Origin of the sequence: Photobacterium chitinilyticum, from assembly GCF_004104355.1 — a bacterium.
GTDB lineage: Bacteria > Pseudomonadota > Gammaproteobacteria > Enterobacterales > Vibrionaceae > Photobacterium > Photobacterium chitinilyticum.
This window is the reverse complement of record NZ_RJLM01000018.1, coordinates 56100-74765: the sequence shown is the minus strand read 5'-3', so window position 1 is coordinate 74765 and position 18666 is coordinate 56100. Positions and strand designations below refer to the sequence as shown.

18 protein-coding genes and 2 pseudogenes are annotated in these 18666 nt (G+C 43.3%); 6 read left to right on the top strand and 14 right to left on the bottom strand.

Annotation, left to right across the window (positions count from 1 at the left end):
* The first annotated feature begins 459 nt into the window (after window positions 1-459).
* On the top strand, window positions 460-1443 hold the full coding sequence (locus EDI28_RS23535) for an integron integrase (RefSeq protein ID WP_128786320.1): 984 nt from the start codon (window positions 460-462) through the stop codon (window positions 1441-1443).
* 261 nt (window positions 1444-1704) lie between these two features.
* Here EDI28_RS23535 and EDI28_RS23530 read toward each other — a convergent pair whose 3' ends face one another.
* The 11 genes from EDI28_RS23530 to ltrA form a co-directional block, all read right to left on the bottom strand.
* Window positions 1705-1962 carry a DUF3622 domain-containing protein gene (locus EDI28_RS23530; protein ID WP_128786319.1) on the bottom strand — a complete coding sequence of 86 codons (258 nt, stop codon included), beginning with the start codon at window positions 1960-1962 and terminating at the stop codon, window positions 1705-1707.
* Between the two features lie 129 nt (window positions 1963-2091).
* Window positions 2092-3003, bottom strand: coding sequence for a metal ABC transporter substrate-binding protein (locus EDI28_RS23525; protein WP_128786318.1), 912 nt, complete (start codon window positions 3001-3003; stop codon window positions 2092-2094).
* 8 nt (window positions 3004-3011) lie between these two features.
* Complete coding sequence (locus EDI28_RS23520; RefSeq protein ID WP_128786325.1) at window positions 3012-3887, bottom strand: metal ABC transporter permease; 876 nt, start codon at window positions 3885-3887, stop codon at window positions 3012-3014.
* The gene (locus EDI28_RS23515; protein ID WP_199287487.1) at window positions 3887-4639 is read right to left on the bottom strand and encodes a metal ABC transporter ATP-binding protein; all 753 of its coding nucleotides are present in this window, start codon (window positions 4637-4639) and stop codon (window positions 3887-3889) included. The genes EDI28_RS23520 and EDI28_RS23515 overlap by 1 nt, the downstream gene beginning before the upstream one ends.
* On the bottom strand, window positions 4639-5538 hold the full coding sequence (locus EDI28_RS23510) for a metal ABC transporter solute-binding protein, Zn/Mn family (protein ID WP_199287485.1): 900 nt from the start codon (window positions 5536-5538) through the stop codon (window positions 4639-4641). The genes EDI28_RS23515 and EDI28_RS23510 overlap by 1 nt, the downstream gene beginning before the upstream one ends.
* Before the next feature lie 132 nt (window positions 5539-5670).
* Window positions 5671-6243: a DUF6162 family protein gene (locus EDI28_RS23505; protein WP_128786315.1), complete on the bottom strand. Its 573-nt coding sequence runs from the start codon at window positions 6241-6243 to the stop codon at window positions 5671-5673.
* Window positions 6240-6569 carry a hypothetical protein gene (locus tag EDI28_RS23500; protein WP_164918616.1) on the bottom strand — a complete coding sequence of 110 codons (330 nt, stop codon included), beginning with the start codon at window positions 6567-6569 and terminating at the stop codon, window positions 6240-6242. Before EDI28_RS23500 ends, EDI28_RS23505 begins: the two co-directional genes overlap by 4 nt.
* A 62-nt stretch (window positions 6570-6631) precedes the next feature.
* Complete coding sequence (locus tag EDI28_RS23495) at window positions 6632-7468, bottom strand: DUF4198 domain-containing protein (RefSeq protein WP_128786314.1); 837 nt, start codon at window positions 7466-7468, stop codon at window positions 6632-6634.
* A 75-nt stretch (window positions 7469-7543) separates the two neighbouring features.
* The gene (locus EDI28_RS23490; RefSeq protein WP_128786313.1) at window positions 7544-8068 is read right to left on the bottom strand and encodes a DUF2271 domain-containing protein; all 525 of its coding nucleotides are present in this window, start codon (window positions 8066-8068) and stop codon (window positions 7544-7546) included.
* A gap of 34 nt (window positions 8069-8102) precedes the next feature.
* Complete coding sequence (locus EDI28_RS23485; protein ID WP_128786312.1) at window positions 8103-8732, bottom strand: PepSY-associated TM helix domain-containing protein; 630 nt, start codon at window positions 8730-8732, stop codon at window positions 8103-8105.
* 571 nt (window positions 8733-9303) lie between these two features.
* A complete protein-coding gene (ltrA, locus tag EDI28_RS23480) occupies window positions 9304-10776 on the bottom strand; it encodes a group II intron reverse transcriptase/maturase (RefSeq protein WP_128786311.1) in 1473 nt (490 codons plus the stop codon).
* Window positions 10777-11508: 732 nt separating this feature from the next.
* On the opposite strand from ltrA, the pseudogene EDI28_RS23475 reads away from it, so the two are divergent.
* The 5 genes and pseudogenes from EDI28_RS23475 to EDI28_RS23455 all read left to right on the top strand — a co-directional run.
* A pseudogene (locus tag EDI28_RS23475) lies at window positions 11509-12006 on the top strand (helix-turn-helix domain-containing protein); the annotation flags it as partial.
* A 78-nt stretch (window positions 12007-12084) separates the two neighbouring features.
* Entirely contained in the window at window positions 12085-12381 is a 297-nt protein-coding gene (gene tnpA / locus EDI28_RS23470) for an IS66 family insertion sequence element accessory protein TnpA (RefSeq protein ID WP_128786310.1), read from the top strand.
* The gene (tnpB, locus tag EDI28_RS23465) at window positions 12378-12725 is read left to right on the top strand and encodes an IS66 family insertion sequence element accessory protein TnpB (protein WP_128786309.1); all 348 of its coding nucleotides are present in this window, start codon (window positions 12378-12380) and stop codon (window positions 12723-12725) included. The genes tnpA and tnpB overlap by 4 nt, the downstream gene beginning before the upstream one ends.
* Window positions 12726-12809: 84 nt before the next feature.
* Window positions 12810-14309 carry an IS66 family transposase gene (tnpC, locus tag EDI28_RS23460; protein WP_128786308.1) on the top strand — a complete coding sequence of 500 codons (1500 nt, stop codon included), beginning with the start codon at window positions 12810-12812 and terminating at the stop codon, window positions 14307-14309.
* 27 nt (window positions 14310-14336) lie between these two features.
* Window positions 14337-15083 (top strand): annotated as a pseudogene (locus tag EDI28_RS23455) (ISL3 family transposase); the annotation flags it as partial.
* A 103-nt stretch (window positions 15084-15186) separates the two neighbouring features.
* Here EDI28_RS23455 and EDI28_RS23450 read toward each other — a convergent pair.
* From EDI28_RS23450 to EDI28_RS23440, 3 genes are all read right to left on the bottom strand, one after another.
* A complete protein-coding gene (locus tag EDI28_RS23450) occupies window positions 15187-15789 on the bottom strand; it encodes a hypothetical protein (RefSeq protein WP_128786307.1) in 603 nt (200 codons plus the stop codon).
* Between the two features lie 111 nt (window positions 15790-15900).
* Window positions 15901-16743, bottom strand: coding sequence for an HNH endonuclease (locus EDI28_RS23445; protein ID WP_128786306.1), 843 nt, complete (start codon window positions 16741-16743; stop codon window positions 15901-15903).
* Window positions 16743-18314 (bottom strand): AAA family ATPase, encoded by a 1572-nt coding sequence (locus tag EDI28_RS23440; RefSeq protein WP_128786305.1) that lies wholly within the window; start codon window positions 18312-18314, stop codon window positions 16743-16745. Before EDI28_RS23440 ends, EDI28_RS23445 begins: the two co-directional genes overlap by 1 nt.
* Window positions 18315-18666: the final 352 nt, after the last annotated feature.

The window sequence follows — 18666 nt, the reverse complement described above, 5'->3', positions numbered from 1 at the left end:
ACTTGAGATAGAGTTCCAGTGCTTGCTGCATGAAACTTTGAACGGTATGCGCCATGACTGGAGCATAGACAAAATTTTAGGCTATATTAGAAGCAGATACGCAATCTTCGACGCAGCGCACTCCCCGAGCTTGCTCGGCAGATTTAACATTATATTCTACGAAACAAATTCGTAAATCATGTTCATATATTCTCTTCGTAATCCTCAACAACCAAACCAACGATAAAAGAGTTTCAAATCAAAATCCTACAGCCGTAATCACACAAAACAAGCTCTAAATACATCATTTCTATTCGCATATCAAGCATCTGGTACATTCCTGTATGTAATTGACACATAGCTACTTTTCAGCCCAATGTGATTAATAGTAAAAATAAGCGAACTAGTTTGCGTAAATATTGAACAGTCTGTATTTGTTGTTTAGCCTAACATCAAAGCACTGTATGGATAATCAGTATTATGAAAGACATTCCTCAACCACTATCAGCAATCAACAGTAACTTCATTACTGAACTAACCACATTCATTCGAATGCGCGGTCTGTCGTATTCTACCGAGAAAACCTATGTTCATTGGATTAAGCGCTATATTAACTTTTGTGGCTACCAATCACGCCATGATATCTCTTCAGCTGACATCAATCGTTTTCTTGAGCATTTAGTTATTAAGAAAAATGTCTCTCCCAACACACAAAAAACAGCACTCAATGCGATTGTTTTTCTGTGTAGAGAGCATCTCAAACAAAACACCGAATCCCTTAAATACAAAAGGGCTAAAAAAGGCCCTAAAGTACCCGAAGTTTTTACACACCGAGAAGCAATTGCTGTCATTAATGAGCTATCAGAACCCGCAAAACTTGTTACTCAGCTGATGTATGGTAGTGGGTTACGAATCAATGAAGCTCTCAGGCTTCGAGCAGCCGATATAGATCTAGACGTACAATCAGTAACAGTAAGAAACGGAAAAGGTAATCGAGATAGAAAAACCTTGCTTCCAACTGCACTGATCAAACCCATTAAGCAGCAATTAGCCTTGGTCGAAGTCCTACATGATAGAGATTTAGATAAAGGCTTTGGTGAAGTATATATGCCTTATGCATTAGCTAAAAAATTTCCTACACAAGCTAGAGGTTATGGCTGGCAGTACCTATTTCCTGCCTCAAGATTAACAGTTGACCCGCGATCCAGAAAGATGATGCGCCATCACATTACAGATCGTATGGTACAGCTGCATGTCACGAAAGCAATTCGTAAGGCCAAGATTATTAAAAAAGCGGGGTGTCACACATTCAGGCATTCATTCGCAACACGATTGCTTGAAAACGGAACAGATCTTAGAAACATCCAAGAATTACTAGGACATTCAGATATTAAAACAACACAAATCTATACCCATGTAGCGGGGGTACACCAAAGCGGTGTTAAAAGCCCTCTAGATAACTAATTGCCAAAGTATCTAAAACAAGTAGTGCCCCAAAGGCTACGCTACCGCCGAAGATACTTAAATCCCAGCAGCATGCCTAATTATCAAGACATGAGCGTATCACGATTTAAGAGTATAGAAATAGTCACATCTACCATATATTAAATAAAACAATGATTTATATCTTCTTTCCTTGATGCAATCAAAATAAAAAGGCCTTATGTATAAACATAAGGCCTTAATAGAAAACTAATTAACTGGCTTCAATTAGCCATCAATCTATTAGTCTAAATCAGCAGCTTCTTCTTTAGCTTCATTCGCACTGCGTTGAAGTGCTTTACGCTTATTACGCTCAATCTGATTCTGAACAAATTCAGCTAATGTCTTCTCAGCCCACTCTGTCGCTTCAGCTTCAGTAGCGAAACCCATTTCACGCTTAGAGATCGTTGTACGACGAGCAGATATCTGTCGGATAATCTCAGCCGCCCAGCCATTTCTTTTCTCAACTACGCGGTAATCAAATTTTTTGCCGTTTGCCATTTCATTTTCCTAGGGATGACTCAAGGTAGTAACGTTTTCATCGAACCCTCTTCTTTTTGAGAGCCCTAAAACGCTATCCCTTTGTAAGGGCGGTATTAGAACACAATTAGCGTCAATAAAGAACGAGAATTACAGATCTAACTGCCATCGAGTGAGTGGTGCATCTTTCCTGATCCCTTCCCTTCCCCATCTGTCGACGCTATCAACCATCAAAATACGATTAGGGTTAGGGACTAATGATTTCAGCTGTTTACTTACCTTTTTTGATGTAAGCAACCACAATGATTCATCATTAACCAGTAACTCAACGAGAGCTTGCTTGTCCTCTTGTGTCCATTCCAGCTCTGGCTGAGTAAATCGTTCAACAACAAAAAGTTGGTTACCGGAAGCAAAATCTTCAAGTTCATTTGAAAGAAGTACTACGGAATCAATTTCAGCATCAAGTAAGTCATTCTGCTGCTGATTAATCATTTTGCGAACGTCTAGCATCAGCTGTTGCTGATTCGCTGCAATCGCCTTTGCTTGGGCTGGCCAAACTTGCTGCAAGTCTTGGCTCACAATGGCAGCCATTCGGCTCAGGTTCGCAGGGTTGAGCCAGGCAAACGTCGATGTTGTGCCATCCTCCAATCGTAGAGCAGCGACACCCTGCGCTCTAGGAGAAATAGCTTGTGAGGCATCCACCTCAATGATAGCTATATTCCCCTGCCGTGCATGAACATATAATGGGTCCTGAGGCCAAATCGCCCCTAACGTCACCGCCACCTTAGCCTCTCGCGCCGCCTTCGCAGTCAGCTCAGCACCTTTGCCGTTAAACCAATTCGGCAGCCGTTGAATACCATAACGCTTGGGTGGCAAGTAGCTTGTTGTGATAGATGTGCCCTTTGTCAGCTCAGAAGCCAACATATATGTAGCGGGCGTTGCCGTTAATATATCTTCTGCCAACGCTGAGAATGAACATACCCCCGCACCGACAATAGATGTCGCAATAGTCAGCTTGGACCATGTCTTTATGAATAGGATCTTTTTGAATAGAGTCGTCATTACGTAGATCATCCCTTACGTGCAATGCGGTAACATGTCGCGGTTAAGAAGAACATAGCCGAAACTATGATAATGGCAGCCCCGGAAGGTACTGGCAGTTTAAGCTCCATAGGAAGAACCGTGCCGACGAGGCAACTAACCGTTGCAAGAAATGCCGACATCAAGACAAAGTCACCCATATTCTTAGTAAGCAATCGTGCTGTTGCACCGGGAATTAACAACAACGCACCAACCAGCACCGCGCCTATGATTTTTACCGAGGCAATCGTCACTAGGGTAATCATCATCACAAACAGGTAGTCATAAAAATTGGTCGCATAACCACGAACCCTTGCAATATCAGGGCTGATGCAAGTTAACAGAATGCGGTTAAATGTAGGGATCAGTACCAACACAATCAATAAACAACTTAGAGCCAATATCAGCAAGTCTTGGTCCGTTACCGTCAGGATCGAGCCAAACAAAACATTTTCAAGCATATGGATATTGATTTTACGCGCAACGTACATCAATAGTGCAGCACCAACAGCGAGCGCCAATGCCAAGAAAACACCAACAAGAGTATCGTAAGGCACGTTAGTACGATTGCGAACAAAATGCAGCAACAACGCGAAGATCATGCAGAAACTAAACAGGCCGATGATCGGATTCTCAGGCGGCTCGCCTAACAGCACTCCCAAAGCGATGCCTGTCAGAGCAGCATGTCCCACCGCTTCAGAGAAAAACGCCAAGCGTTTGGCAATGACCAAGGTTCCCAATCCGCCAAGTAACGGGCCTAGCAACAAGGCCGCAACCACTGCATTAATCATAAACGAATAAGAGAAGCTTTCACTTAACCAACCAGTATCAACGCCCGATTGTGCCCAGCTCCGGATAAAATCCATCATGCAACACTCTCCAAAGTGACATTGTCAGATTGCGGTGCACAAGTGTAATGATTGAATAAACGTTCAATTTTTTCTGGCACCAGTACATCAGCAACCGAACCACTATCAATGAGCTGACGGTTAACAACATGAACATAGGCATCCAAACGCCTTACCGCAGTTACATCATGATGAACAGCCAGCACGGTTTTACTCTCCGAGACAAGTTCCTTAATCAAAGACTCAAGGTAACGTACACCTTGCTCATCCATCCCTGTTGTCGGCTCATCCAGTACCAACAGATCTGGGTTATCAAGCAACGCCTGGGCAAACAATACTCGTTGCTGCTCTCCACCCGACAACTGTCCCATACGACGGTCGGCACGTGCTGCCATCCCCACTCGATCCAGCTGTGCCAGCGCATGCCCTTGCTGTTTGGAACGGTTGCGCCAGTTCGGCCAGAATAGCGGTGTTCGGCTCTGATTGAGTAATATAAAATCCATAACAGTCAAAGGCAGGCTAGATTCAAATACGGCCTTTTGTGGTACATAGCCAACCTTGCCTTTAGCCTCCGGCCATTGAATATTGATATCGCCGGTGAATGGCGTTAATCCCAAAATGGATCTCAATAACGATGTTTTTCCACCGCCGTTAGGCCCCATCACAACATGGCATTGAGCTGCTGCGAAAGAATGGTTAATCTCATGCAAAATCGTATTGTCGCCATATTTCAGGTCAACATTATTAAGACAAATACTCGGACCCACGATTAGCTACCTTTTTTCTCAGCGGTGAACTTCATCGACTCAACCAAGGTGTCAAGGTTGGCTTTCATCTCTATCTCAACCTTATCGGCGTTATACGGCCCATGCGTCATGTGCGAAAAACGATACAGCTGAACCCCGGTTGCCTTTTCGATGGTATCAACATAGCGATTCGGCATATTCAGTTCGTAAAACAGCACATCAATACCTGATTGACGGATTTTTTCTATCGTTTCCTGCAGCTGACTGGCACTTGGCTCGACACCATGGCCGGGCTCGATAACAGCCGCGACATCAATGCCAAACTCCTGCAAAAGATAACCATAGGCGTTATGCGTAGTCGCAACTGTCATTCCACTGGTATCCAGATCGCCTAACGTCATCATGGCTTCATGTTTGAACTTACGAAACTTGGTTGCGTAACGTCGGGCATTACTGCGGTAATAACGCGCATTGTCCGGATCAATCTTCGCCATCTCATTGGCAATGGTGTACACCTTCTGAATGGTGGTCGACAGCCCTACGAAGGTATGAGGGTTCACCGCACCATCACCGACAGATTGTCCAATCGCCGGCAATAAAGGAACATCCTTATTGGCTTTTATAACAATGAGATCATCACGATTTGCAGCCTGAATCACCTTCAGGGCAAAGTCGTCATGACCAATACCATTAACCACAATAATGTCCATCTGCTTCAGGCGACGAAGATCATTCGGCTGGGGCTGATAGTTATGCGGATTAAACCCGGCATCTACTAGCGGCAGCACATCAACCTTCTCGCCCACAACCGCCTTTACATAACTAAAGTAAGGCTGAAGTGTTATTCCGATAGTCAATTTTTCTTCTGCCCGAATGGCCGTCGTTCCCAACAGAAAGATAAATGCAGATACGACCTTTAACATGAATTTACTTTTCCTGTTTTTTATGCCTTTTTTTATATCGGTTTTTACATCGTTCTTAATATTGTCTTTAAATAACTGTTTCATTACGAATACCACTCACTATTGCCGCCAGTTGCTGCTAGCGTGAGCCTGTTAATGGGGATGATTTTCTTCTTGGGTAACAAATACGACCTGTTTCCAGCCCGCGTCAATAAGTGCGGCTGGTTCTGTCAGATCATCAACATCGACTGAACTTACTTTTCGGTCCAAGTCCAACCAAATATCAGGCGCAGCCTGAAGAGAAAAGAGAACAACGGAAGCCGCCCCTTGTTCTTGCAGACGAATGCCAAGATAGGAGCCAGCTCTACTTTCACGCCATTGATGTCGGCCTTTGTGCTGCCAGCTTTTATCCTGTACAAACGGGGCCAACCACAGATCTTCTAATTCACCGAGCGTTGGCCAGCTTTCATCACCATCAAATTCAAAATTATCCTGGCGAATATTACGAATTTCTTCATGAGCCAAACGCAAATCAGCGATCATTGCCAATTCCTGAGGTTCAAGCTCTTGAATAGCAATTTGATGAGAAGCCAGTGCTAATTGTCGAGTTGATGCCTGATGGTATGGAATCAAGATTGCAGCTACCAAAAATATTACGGCAATCGACAGTGCAACCCATTTCCCTTCCCTTCCGCCATCATCGGCTGTTACGGATTCGCTGATCATTTTTCTGAGAGCTCAACAACATCCACTTCAACCGGGTTTTCATGGCCAGCATCAAAAACCAGATAAAAGTCAGTGTCAGGCATATTAAACTCAGCCATTGAACGCTTATCTGTCGCTACCTTGCCAATCAAATTGTCATCGTAGTCAAACATATCAACGTTATAGTCAACCGCCGAGCTACCGTCACTATACCCCGCTTCACATATCACTTTTTCAGCTTCGAACCAGCAGCTCATGAGAGGAAAATGTGCATATGCAGAAACAGAAAAAAGACTAGAAAGAGATAAAACAAGCAAACTTGGACGCTTTCTCGTAATTAATTTCATAATTAATATCTACAGCTTAAATAATATGAGGAATAAATAGCCTGCATTCACAGGCTATCAAATTACTGAAGAACAGCTTCAAATGTCAGGTGGACATTAACGCTGGCAGTATCAGCCAACGGGTTATCAGGCAACTCGCCTTTATAGTTTGCTTTCATTAACCAGCGACCCGCCGTATCCGGAGTAAAAGTCACCATGCCTTGCTCGTTACTCACCACATCAAGCTGTTCCTGATGATTACGATATAAGGTACCTTCGCGAGTGATCTCGGCGGTTACGCCTTGCTGTGGTTCGCCGTTATAGAAAAACTGGAAGGTGACTTCCTCACCTTCAACAATATCTGATGGATGTGTCACCGGCACAAGTTCTAGGTATTTCCCTTCCAGCTCAAATGCCTTCGTTGTAGGCTTACCGACAGTCACGTAAGTTTCAGCACGGGTATAACTTACCTGGGTGATCACATCCCGGGCTTGTTCCGGCAACACTTGATCGCGTTCAGCTTTGTGCGCTTTCGCCCACTTAACAGTGTCACGACGGCCCGCTTTATACTGCGTATAGTAAGAAGGAACATTATTGACGCGCACTTTATGCGTACCTTCTTCTTCAAAATAGAAGTCAAAGATTGAACGTCGCTTCCCCTTGGTGACATAAGAAGGATACTGAATTCGCCCATCCGGCATAATGATTTGACCCGTTTCGCTGCCGGCCGGCTTGTCAAAAACAAAGGTTCCATGTGACGCTGTCACATCAAACGTTAGCCAATCTCCCCCTTCTTTAGATACGGTGAAATGAGATGGAACAATCCAACGAGGGTGGGCATTCGCGGTTGCTGTTACAGCTAAACCTGCAACAACAGCACAAGCTATAGATAGTGCTTTAACTTTCTTATTCTTAATCATCTTTATGCTCTTAACTAACGAAAAAAGTAACTAACGAGTGATCTAAATCCAAACTTCTGTACCGCTGGCTATCGCCTAATCGTTGACGAGATAACTCAGAGTGATCGTGCCAGTCTCTTTGGTCGGCGCTAGCTGGTGAGTCATGCTTGACTCACCAAGCTGAATTTTCTGACGGATATAGTTTCGGCCACCATGCTCTCGAACAACCTCTGCATAGAAGGTATATGTCCCCTGCTCAACCCGGTTACCGGCATCATCAAGGCCATCCCAGCTAAATCGATATTCTCCTGCCGGGCGAGTTGCCGAGGTAACGGCATCAACCAACTCACGGTCATAGCGGCCAACCTTTCGCCACCAACTACGAAGATCTTTAAGCCACTCATCTTTGCCTACCCACAGCTGAACGGTTCGGACAGATTTGCGTTGCTGATCTTCGATCCAGACAGCAACGTATGGCCGGGCATACATCGAGGTTTGGATTGCTGGCAGTTCAAAATGAATATCCATTGATGCGCTATCGGGAATAGGTTTCGCGTAAGCAGAAAAGGCCAACGGTAGCGCGATAGAGATCGCTAAGAGCGACTTGGAAACATAGGTCATCGGAAGTCCTTAATAAATACATAACTGTTGCTTGCTAAGGAACAGCAAAAAAGAAGATCAACAAGGTGATTAATGAGCCCAATGCTGTCCATTTTAGCGAGGTAGCCAAAGTCTTTTTCTTGGGCAACAGCAGACAAACTCCCGTCAGTACAAAGAACACCATCAGCAGTGCGGTAATATCGATAAACCACTTCCACACATCACCACTGTTACGGCCTTTGTGCAGATCATTGAGTACAGCAACAACGCCATAATGAGACTTTTCAATCACCGCTTCTTTTGTCGTTAAATCAATAAAAACAGTGGCATTAAAGCCAGGGCCTTTGTAGTCAAATGAGATTTCACCTTCGAGCAATTCTCCCCCTTCAACATCGATAAAGACCTCCATTGCTGAGGGCGAACCTGAGATATCAACCTGATTTTGTAAGTATTGAATTAAATCTTCCTCTTCCGGAACAAATGCCGAAGGCCCAGATTCCAAAAGAGCAACAGGTAGCTTTAAGGTAAATTCTTCGACTGTTGGCTGGCTATTCACGAAGAGTTCGGGACGGTTTAGCGTAATGCCTGTAACCGAGAAAAACAGGACGACAAGCAACAAAGCCATCGAGATGTAGATATGCAGGCGGCGTGCCCAAAGCTGAACCGCTTTATTTTTTAGCAGCATGATTGAAAACAACTAACAGTCACAAAATGTTATGTGCCTTAATTTAATTGATAATTGTTTTCATTGGCATTCAATTTACATTGTTTACGATAAAACGGGAAAATGACTTCCACTAGCCATTGGCTAGGAAGGCATAAAGGCGGAAAAGTGATCAGAAGCGCGGAAAGACGTCTAAATGGCTATACATCCAATTCTACGCTGATTAAGTTCCTTTAAAACAAAAGCTTGAAAGTATCTATTACTATTAGAAAAGTGAAAGGAGTGCTAATTATATTAGTTTTGCGCGAAACTGGACGGAGAAAGGCGGAATTTTTAATTTTTGATGCTAAAAGTTTGAAGCTTACACTTCCCCTCCCTCTTTACTTACAACTGAAGTAAAGAGGCTTATCAGCGTCAGGCCAGCGAAGAGCTCAGTTGGCTTGGTGATCACAGTTGGCAGAGATCAGTTCTTACACACCTCTGTCGGATAGGCGACACTCGTTACCGAGTGCCGCCCTCCTGAGAACCGTACGTGCAACTTTCACTGCATACGGCTCAAGCCTCCACTAAGGCGTATTACGTTACCCAGCAATCACAATGCAGCTAARGCAGGTTCAAACCATGAGTTTCGTCCCTGTTTCTTAACCTTACGCTCTTTGAGGAAAGGTTCGTAAAAAGGGTCATAAGGCGTGGCCTTACTCATGATTTTTACATGCCTTTTAATCGGCGTTTTGGCTATCTGAACCAGATTAAAGTGGCAGTCCATATTGGCGATCTTCTGCCACCCATGAAATTGCCATTCGCCTYGTCGATTCAGGTAGTATTTTCGACGTACCCAATCCTTGTTTTTCGTTGGATGACGCCTTATCGCCCAACGCCATAACAACCAGAATAGTTGATGACTTACATAGTCAAAAGTTCGCTTTGCCACGCAATGACGATAGTAATTCGCCCAACCTCTCAGTTTCGGATTCAATATTTTAATGAGATCGTTCACTGGGATTGTTGCGTGCTTTTTGATGAGTTCACGTAAGTTACCCAAAAATGACAGTACGTTGCTCTTACTTGGTTTAATAAGYAGTTTGCCTTTGTACTTTCTGAGATTGAATCCCAAAAAATCAAAACCATCATTTATATGAGTCACGTGAGTTTTTTCTTCAGAAAGTGTTAAGCYCCTTTCTTCTAAAAARCTAATTAGCTGCGGTTTGATGTTGTTCACCAAAACTTCCTTTGAAGTCCCGGTTATTACAAAATCATCAGCGTATCCAATGAAGTTGACTCTATCGCCAGTTTTACGTGCTATCGWCTTAACCAGATTTTCTAAACCTGCTAGCGTCAGTAGCATAAGCGTTGGCGAGATTATACCGCCTTGAGGCGTTCCCTCTGCWGTGTTGTAAAACAGTCCTTTATCGATAAAACCGCATTCAAGCCACTRTTTCAGCATTCGTTTATCCGTTTGAATGTTATCGATTAGCCACTGATGACCAATCTTATCGAAACARGCCTTAATGTCCCCCTCAAGAACCCATTGCGCTGAACGTTTAAAACAYAAGCATTTGAAGCATTGTTCGATTGCATCGGCTGTGCTTCTGTTGGGTCGAAAACCATAGCTATTTGGGTCAGCAATGGTCTCAGAGATAGGCTCTAGGGCAAGAAGATAAAGCGCTTGTTGCGCTCGGTCTATCATGYACGGAATTCCTAACGGTCTGAGTTTGCCGTTTTTCTTGGGGATATAGATACGTCTGAGTGGTTTAGCTTTGTAGCCTTTCCGACTCAATTGATTAACCGCTGCCACACGACGTGCATCCGTGTTCCAGATGATGCCGTCAATTCCTGGCGTTTTGCTGCCTTTGTTTTGAGATACTCGCTTAACAGCAAGAAGTTTTGCTGCTTTCGAGTGAGTAAGTATCCACTGYAATGCTTTCGCCTTGCCGCGTTTACCTTCTCGGATTGCTTTTGCAATGCGTATTTGAAGCTTTAATACGTGCTGTTCAACGGCTTTCCAGTTAATGGYTTGCCATTGAGTACCGTTAGGAGAGGCACTAACTTCGTTTGAAGCTACCATTTGCGTTCCTCCTTGAATAAAGTTCTTCAAATTATCTTGCAACGGGAGACCAGCTAGAAGTCAGCCCACTTTCGCGCCAGATAACCACCTGTATCCGCATCATTACAATACGGCTTTCGCTTTTTCTAGCCTCCTCTACCTGCACCACTATCGGCTGTCTTCACAGACCGCTTTCCCTTGAGGGAGAAGTACAGGCTTACCCTGTTCCGTATGTCGCGCAACGTCGGGTTAGATGCCCACTATAGTGCGGAGAGCGTCTTGATCACGAAAGAGTATTGTCCAACCCCTTTCCTACTCTCGTGCCTTTTGGCCATAGCGTATTAACCACTTCCGCTATTTCACGCATAACGCACCTTTCATGGATTCACTTACGTTCATCATACCAACACCCTAGCACTCACCCGATTTTGTGGTTATCAGGAGGAACGTCCTCTCACGATTTCATTCCCGCTCAGCATACTTGCTAAACTTCGTTACATTGTCGGATCCGCTGCTTTATTCAGGATCCTAGGGGCATCTGGTGATACAGATGGTTCACTCTTATCGCGGTGAACAGCGCTTCATACGACCTCAGGTCGCACGGACATAAACGTGTCAGTGATTTTACTAATTTAGTAGATTGCGGATTAACTTATGGGCTCTTCTCCGCTTACATGAGTCTGTATAACCAGTAAATAATTGATAACCGCATGATTTATAATGGCTCTTTTGCTTGTTCGTTAGTGTTGTAGTTTGTCGTTATTATCATCTGCTCTGTTTAACTTTAAAGGCCAATGTGTCCAGTCTGTATCCATCGAGACGGACACTCATTCCGTACTCGTCAAATGTAAGCGTGATAGACGATTCAAAGTGATTGACCCTGAGACAGGTGCACCGCGTACAGTCGATCACTATGTTCGCCGTCGCCTATCTGATTTACCTGTGAGTGGTCGTTCTTGCTTCATAGATATTGAGCTTGCTCAAACTCGTGATGGACTTGGCAGAAGATTGATTGAAGCAACTGATTTTGTTGTTAAAGGTGGCCGCTATACTGCGAGGTTTTGCCATTTCATCAGTGGATTATGCCGTTATATGAGCATTCATGCTGTTTCTAAACATCTCGGCATCCGCTGGGAAACAGTGAAAAACATCGATAAAGCATTTCTACTTTCCACCTTACCAGCATTAGAACCTGAGAAACTCACCAACCTCGTTCATATTGGCGTCGATGAAGTTGCCAGAGCCAAAGGACAGTAAGCGTCGAATTAAACCCACATTCCCACATCACTAGATCTCGTTCATAGTTTTCTCAACAACTAAGGAAGAACTATGAACCAACCTGAAAAACGACAATATTGGACGAGCGTCATTGAAAAACAAACAGCTAGCGGACTTTCTATTCCTGCTTTTTGCAAGGCGAACGACCTTAGCTATCCGACTTTTCATTACTGGCTGAAGAAGCTAACAGAGCAAAACGACGAATCGCAACACGCGCACTCCATTGTAATTAATGATGATATAGGCCCTGATACTGTCGCTTTGCATTTCCCTAATGGTATTAAGGCGGAGCTGCCTGCGAACCTGACCCTGGCACAAATCAAAACCTGGTTGCAGGTACTGCAATGATCCCCAGCGGCGCTATTTATCTCGTTTCAGGTGTTACAGATATGCGCAAGTCTATCGATGGCCTCTCAATCATTGTCGCTGATGTACTGGAGATGGATCCGCTCAGTGAAGCCTGGTTCATTTTCTGTAATCGTGGGCGTGACAAACTCAAAATCTTATTCTGGGATACCAACGGGTTCTGGCTCTACTATCGCCGCTTGGAAAAGGGGCGGTTTAAATGGCCAAAACCGAATTACGCTGGCCATATTCAACTCTCCCGACAGCAACTTAACTGGTTGTTATCAGGCTTAACCATTGAAAACCCCAAGGCACACCAACCGATAATCGGCAAACAAGTGAGGTGATCGTCACTGATCGCCTCATTGCTGTTGAGTGTTCTTTTAAAGCTGGCATTCTATCGTCATCAACTGAAATAAGTGTGACGAAAAATGACTGAACTTCCTGATGATGTAGAACAACTGAAAGCCATGTTGCTACAGCTTCAGCAAGAAAAACAAGCACAGGCTGAAGAAATCATTGAGCTAAAAAGCACCGTTCAACTGCTCACGGAACAACTCAACCTCAGCAAATCCAAACGCTTTGCATCACAAAGTGAGAAGTACCCCAAAGGCACCTTCAATGAGGCGGAGCAACAAAACAAACCCGCGTCCAAACATCACAAAAAAGGCCGGAAGCCCCTGCCAGATACTCTAGAGCGAGAAACGCGTGTTCATACCCTGAATGCACCGCACTGTGACTGTTGCGGTGGTGCTATGCATGAGTGTGGTAGTGATACGTCAGAAGAGCTGAAAATCATTCCACAGAAAGTCAGTGTGATCCGCCATCAGCGGACAAAATATGCCTGTCGAATCTGTGAGAAAACAGCGTTACAAAGTCAGATAATCACCGCGCCTAAACCCGCCAGCATGATACCGAGAAGTATTGCCAGCCCTGAAACCCTGGCCGCCGTGGCAACCGCCAAATATGTGGATGCACTGCCACTCTATCGTCAGGTCGATATTCTTAAACGTGCCGATATCGATATTAGCCGAGGAACACTCGCTAACTGGTGCGTACAGCTCGGTGCCAAAGTGAATGTGTTGGTCGATGCGATGAAACAGCATCTCCTGGATGAATCACTTGTCTGCGCCGACGAAACCACCGTACAGGTACTTGATGAGCCAGATCGAGCAGCGACAAGCAAATCGTATATGTGGGTTTATCGCAGTGGCGAGTTCGCATCAAATCCAGTGGTTATCTATGACTACCAACCGAGTCGAGCTCAAACTTGTCCAAAAGGCTTTCTTGGTGATTACTCTGGCTACTTATTATGTGATGGCTATAAAGCTTACGAAGGGCTAAAGCAAGTCACCTTGGCAGGCTGTATGGCTCACGCCAGGCGCAAGTTCACCGATGCTCAAAAGGCACAACCGAAAGGGAAATCAGGGCGTGCTGAAAAAGCCCTAGGGTACATCGGCAAACTGTACGGCGTGGAGAGTCAGAGCAAAATACTGAGTGCAGATAAGCGTCATCAACATAGACAAGAAAAGGCCAAACCGATATTGGCTGAGTTCCATACTTGGCTGAAAGAGAGCCAAGAAAAAGTGCTACCAAAAAGTCTGATAGGCAAAGCCATCAACTACACGCTTAACCAGTGGGATAAGCTGACCACTTACCTTGAAGATGGCAATATTAGCATCGACAACAATGTGACAGAGCGAGATATCAGGCCGTTCACCACCGGCCGGAAAAACTGGTTGTTCTCAAAATCAGTTGCTGGCGCAGAGGCGAGCGCGAACTTATATAGCATCGTAATGACATGCAGAGCAAACGACATCAATCCTTATTACTACTTCTTGCACCTGTTCCGGGAGCTGCCAACGAGAGTACCTGGCGCTGACCTATCAGATCTACTGCCTTGGAATGTTAACTTTAGTGAGGCCGAATAAGGCCTCACTGGCTAATTGCGCGCTTACAAAGGACACGACTATATGACGGTGGTTTATGACCTTATATCTGGGCATTTAATATGGGTAGGACATGGAAGAACAGCCAATGTACTTATCCACTTTTTAGAGCAACTCTCAATTAAAACAAGGGAAGGGATTCAAGCAGTATCAATGGATATGGGACAGTCTTATCAATCTGCTGTAAGAAAGGTTCTACCGAATGCCGACATCGTATTTGACCGATTTCACGTGATGCAAAATTACTCTCTCCTGATTAGAAAAGAGCGAAATAAAGCGTTTAGAAATGGGACACATCAAGAGAAGAAGATGCTGAGGGGGACGTTATTTTTACTCCTTAAGAATGCACCAAAATTAAATGATAAACAGTCAGATAGATTGGATGATTTACTTGAAAGTAATAAGACACTTTGCACAATTTATATGCTGAAAGAGCAACTGCAAGCTTTATGGGATGAACGTGATTTTGACTCGATGATTACAGCGCTTGAAGCGTGGTGTCAGCTTGCCAAAAAGACGAGGATCTTATCACTCATCAATTTTGCTGACTCTCTCTGGGAGAGAAGAATCGGCATCTGCAATTACGCAAAATATAGGCTAACGAATGCCCGCGTGGAAGCTGGCAACGTGTCAATTGGCCTTCTGAGGCGGAGAGCTCGCGGAGTTAGAGATACCGAATACTTTAAGTTAAAAATTAGGCAAACATCGACCAAAGAAATGCATTCAATATTTTATCCAGAAATCAAGCTCACCTAACCGGAGAAGAGCCACTTATGTATGGGAAAGGTAACGCCTGTATTTGCGACTGGTTCGGAGCGCAGCGGAAAACCAGTCCGACAACATGCGCTTGTTATACATTTTACGGCCCATACTCAGCTCTCATTTCATTTTGAAAATCCCTAAGTAGGCTAACGCATAGGTAGTATTTATCCAATTTTTCTTTCAACACTTCCATCTGGTCGTGTAGTTTCCTCAGATTGATATATTGGATGCCGTCTAAATTATTGTTCCCTTTTTTATCTTTAGGGTACCTGAATGCAAAAGACTCAGGATCGACTTTCACGAACTCAGTGATGATCGTTTTTATAGCCTGAACATCTGCTTTAGTAATGTAGTCCTTTATAGAGTGGTCATGATCTTTGATAATTCTGGACATTAAAGAATTGGCTGTATTCCACAGGTCGCCAATCCTGTGGTGTTCTGGGAAACTTGCTCCTTCTTCAAGAAAAATCCTCGACTCTCGGATAATGTGCTTAAGTTGCAGTTCTATATACTGACGGTATAGAAACGATATAGGGAAAACTAAGATATCCTGATGGGTACCCGACTGAACCACATCATGGACGAGCTTATCTGCTGCTTCTCTATAGCCTTCGATATAAAGTCCAATAGTATCATGTGACCAATTTAAGCATGCATTGGCTTTCCAATCCTTGTCACCTGAAAATAGTGAATTACTCATCTGGCTTCCCTTATGCTTAACGCTCGGCTCTGTGGTTTGTAAAAGTGTAGGCGAATCCGGGGATTTTGAAAATCCGGCAGCAACCGCTATTCATGCATGAAAACTTATATATCACGCGTTAAAGCCTCCATCACAGAACCAATCACTATCAGCTAATGCCTGAAACATAGCCCGTTGCCAAGAGTTAATATGATTTCTACTTCTTGTTTCTTCTTCTTCACGCAAATAACTCCTGACTTCATCCATCCCTGCTCTAGCGTGTAAATCAATTAGCCTATATCGAATATCTGAAACAAAAGCACCAGTCTGAGAAGCATAAAGCACACTTAACTCTAAAGTTTTAAAATGATAATCAATTCGAGCATTCAGCTCTTCATCAAATGCAGCAACGTTCCTTACAAAAAAGCGAAATGAAGCAGGTGAAGTTTCTCTTACTTCAGCAAACAGCCATTGGTGAGCTGTAACGTCATCATAATAAGGGTGAAGAGTTTGCTCTTCAGCATTGCTGGGCGAGTCATCTAACTTTATCTTATTGCACTTTTCACAGGATGGGACAAGGTTAATTGGCAGAACGACCAAGGACGGAAATTTTGATTTCGGCAAATAATGATCTACTTGTTCCACTGGTCTGTGTCCACATAGTGGGCAAATATTGAATTCAGAGCTTTCTTTTATTTCGTTATAATACTCTCGACCTGGAGCCCCTTTTTTTGCCATACGATTGGTATAAACTTTCTCCATCTCAGCCTGAGAAACTATTCCACCAACATCATCACTCTCATCAAACAAATACCAATCTGCTGAACCCGAGTAATTCTCGTAGTCTATGGAATCCGCTTCAATTGTATCTGCAACTAACTCTAAATCTGCTTTTAACTGCCTACTTCTAACTCTACTAATGCAAGCTAAATAGACAGTTCTTGGGTTTAGAGTAGGCTTAGTAAGGGTTCGCATTACTCGTTAATCTCATTTTTCATTGCTAATATAAGGCTGCGTAAAATACCTTTAGCTTCAGAACCAAGCTGACCATCGAATTCTCTAAGAATTCTTTTATATGACTTACTCTTCTCTAACTCTTTTTCTATGAGTTTATGATATCCAGAGTTAGAGACTTCTAAACCAAAAATTTCACGGGTAAGTACACCTACATTTTCACCAAAAGTTTCTATTAGAGGGCGTTCTGGCTTAGCTTTCAGCCCACTTCGGCTCATTTTATACACGCACTCTCTCGGAACTTCTTGTAAAATAACAGGCGAATGGGTAGCAACGATAGCAACACCATTTCGATGCGAAAGTAAATCTGAAAGCGCTCTTACAAAAGCCGAAAGTAATGGAGGGTGAAGGTGGGCTTCAGGCTCATCAAGTAAAACAAGTGTTTTTTCTTCAACTTTCTCTACTAATTTTGTAATTGTTAATAATACAATTGCATGCCCTGAGCTCATCCGATTAAAGGTTCTTTTGGCAAATGCCTCTAGCTCGTCACCAGTGTATTCAACAAACTCTCTGCTCAATGCAAGGTCTCTAAATAGAGAGTCAGACTCCAAACTTTTTATAGCTTCTAACCAGCGCTCAAAGTTACCTTTTGAGATAGATGATACAATACTTTTAACAAACTCATTTGTTAGCATATCCCTACTCATCGGCGTACCACGCTCGCCACCGCGATTTGTAGATCTTTTCAGTCCTATGTATGAATATCTAACCCCTTGCGATTTATCCTTTTTCTCTGGATAAGGTTCGAAAGGGTCAAATGCACTAAATGCCACTGATACCACCCCAGAAAACAATTGTTCTGTACTTTCTAAAGAATACGGAATTCCATCATCATCTAAGGGTATTGAAAAAAAGCCTACTTTCTTTGCTGATTCATCATCAGCCACTAGCGCTTTGACCATATTATTCAACAGATGAGTTTTCCCTACACCATTTCTTCCAATAAGCACATGAACGTTGCTCGGAGGGTTCGACTCAGGATCAACATGAAATTCCAATGCTAATCCTGCTACTCTTTTCCCTTGAGGGATTTCATATTTAAAGTGGAATTCAGTGCGGATAGAGCCGCCTTGCAAAATCCTTTTAAATTGACCTGAAACAGAAGTTAAACTGACTTCTCTTAGTAGCGACGTTTTGAAGACATCTTCTTCAATTGCGATACTATAAATGTTTTCATCGCTTACTATATCTCTTAATGAACTAAGTAGGTTTTTTCTAAGCTCAGGGTCTAAAGATTGGATATTGCTGTAGTACTCTTCATCTTGTCCTAATGAAAAAAAATGTTCATCTAAAGACTTAAAGCGTGAATCAATAAGCTTAGATATCCACCCAGCTTTATGTTCTTTACAACCGATTTTTATACTTCCGACATCATGCCTAACACCACTACTATCAAAAACAACCAAAGCGAAAAGTGTTTTAAAACCATAGTCATCCCAATTATTAGCTTTTAAATATGCTGTGTTTGGTTTCTGACTTGGGCTTGGAACACCACTGCTGTCGCCGGTATAAAGCTCAAAAGTAATCGCCATGTAACTTCCTGAATCATGTTTTTATTGTATGTAAAAAACCAATTTAATTTGGCAATCTATAAATTGATGAGTTTCTACTTTAACATCTATCTCGAACTGGATATGCATAACATTTTAATATCGTGTCAGCACGAATTAATACATTCAGTATATCTCAAGCAATCCACCTAACCAACTGAAAAATATGCATATAATACAGTATATACCTGATTTTCTAGTTGAAATCCGTGCAAGCACACATTGCTTCCTACTTAAGGCACGCGATCAATCAAAAACTTCCATTTAATTCTATTTTATTCAATAGTTTAGAAATGGTTGAACAACATATTCGTGCGTAACTGTGATTGAAAGG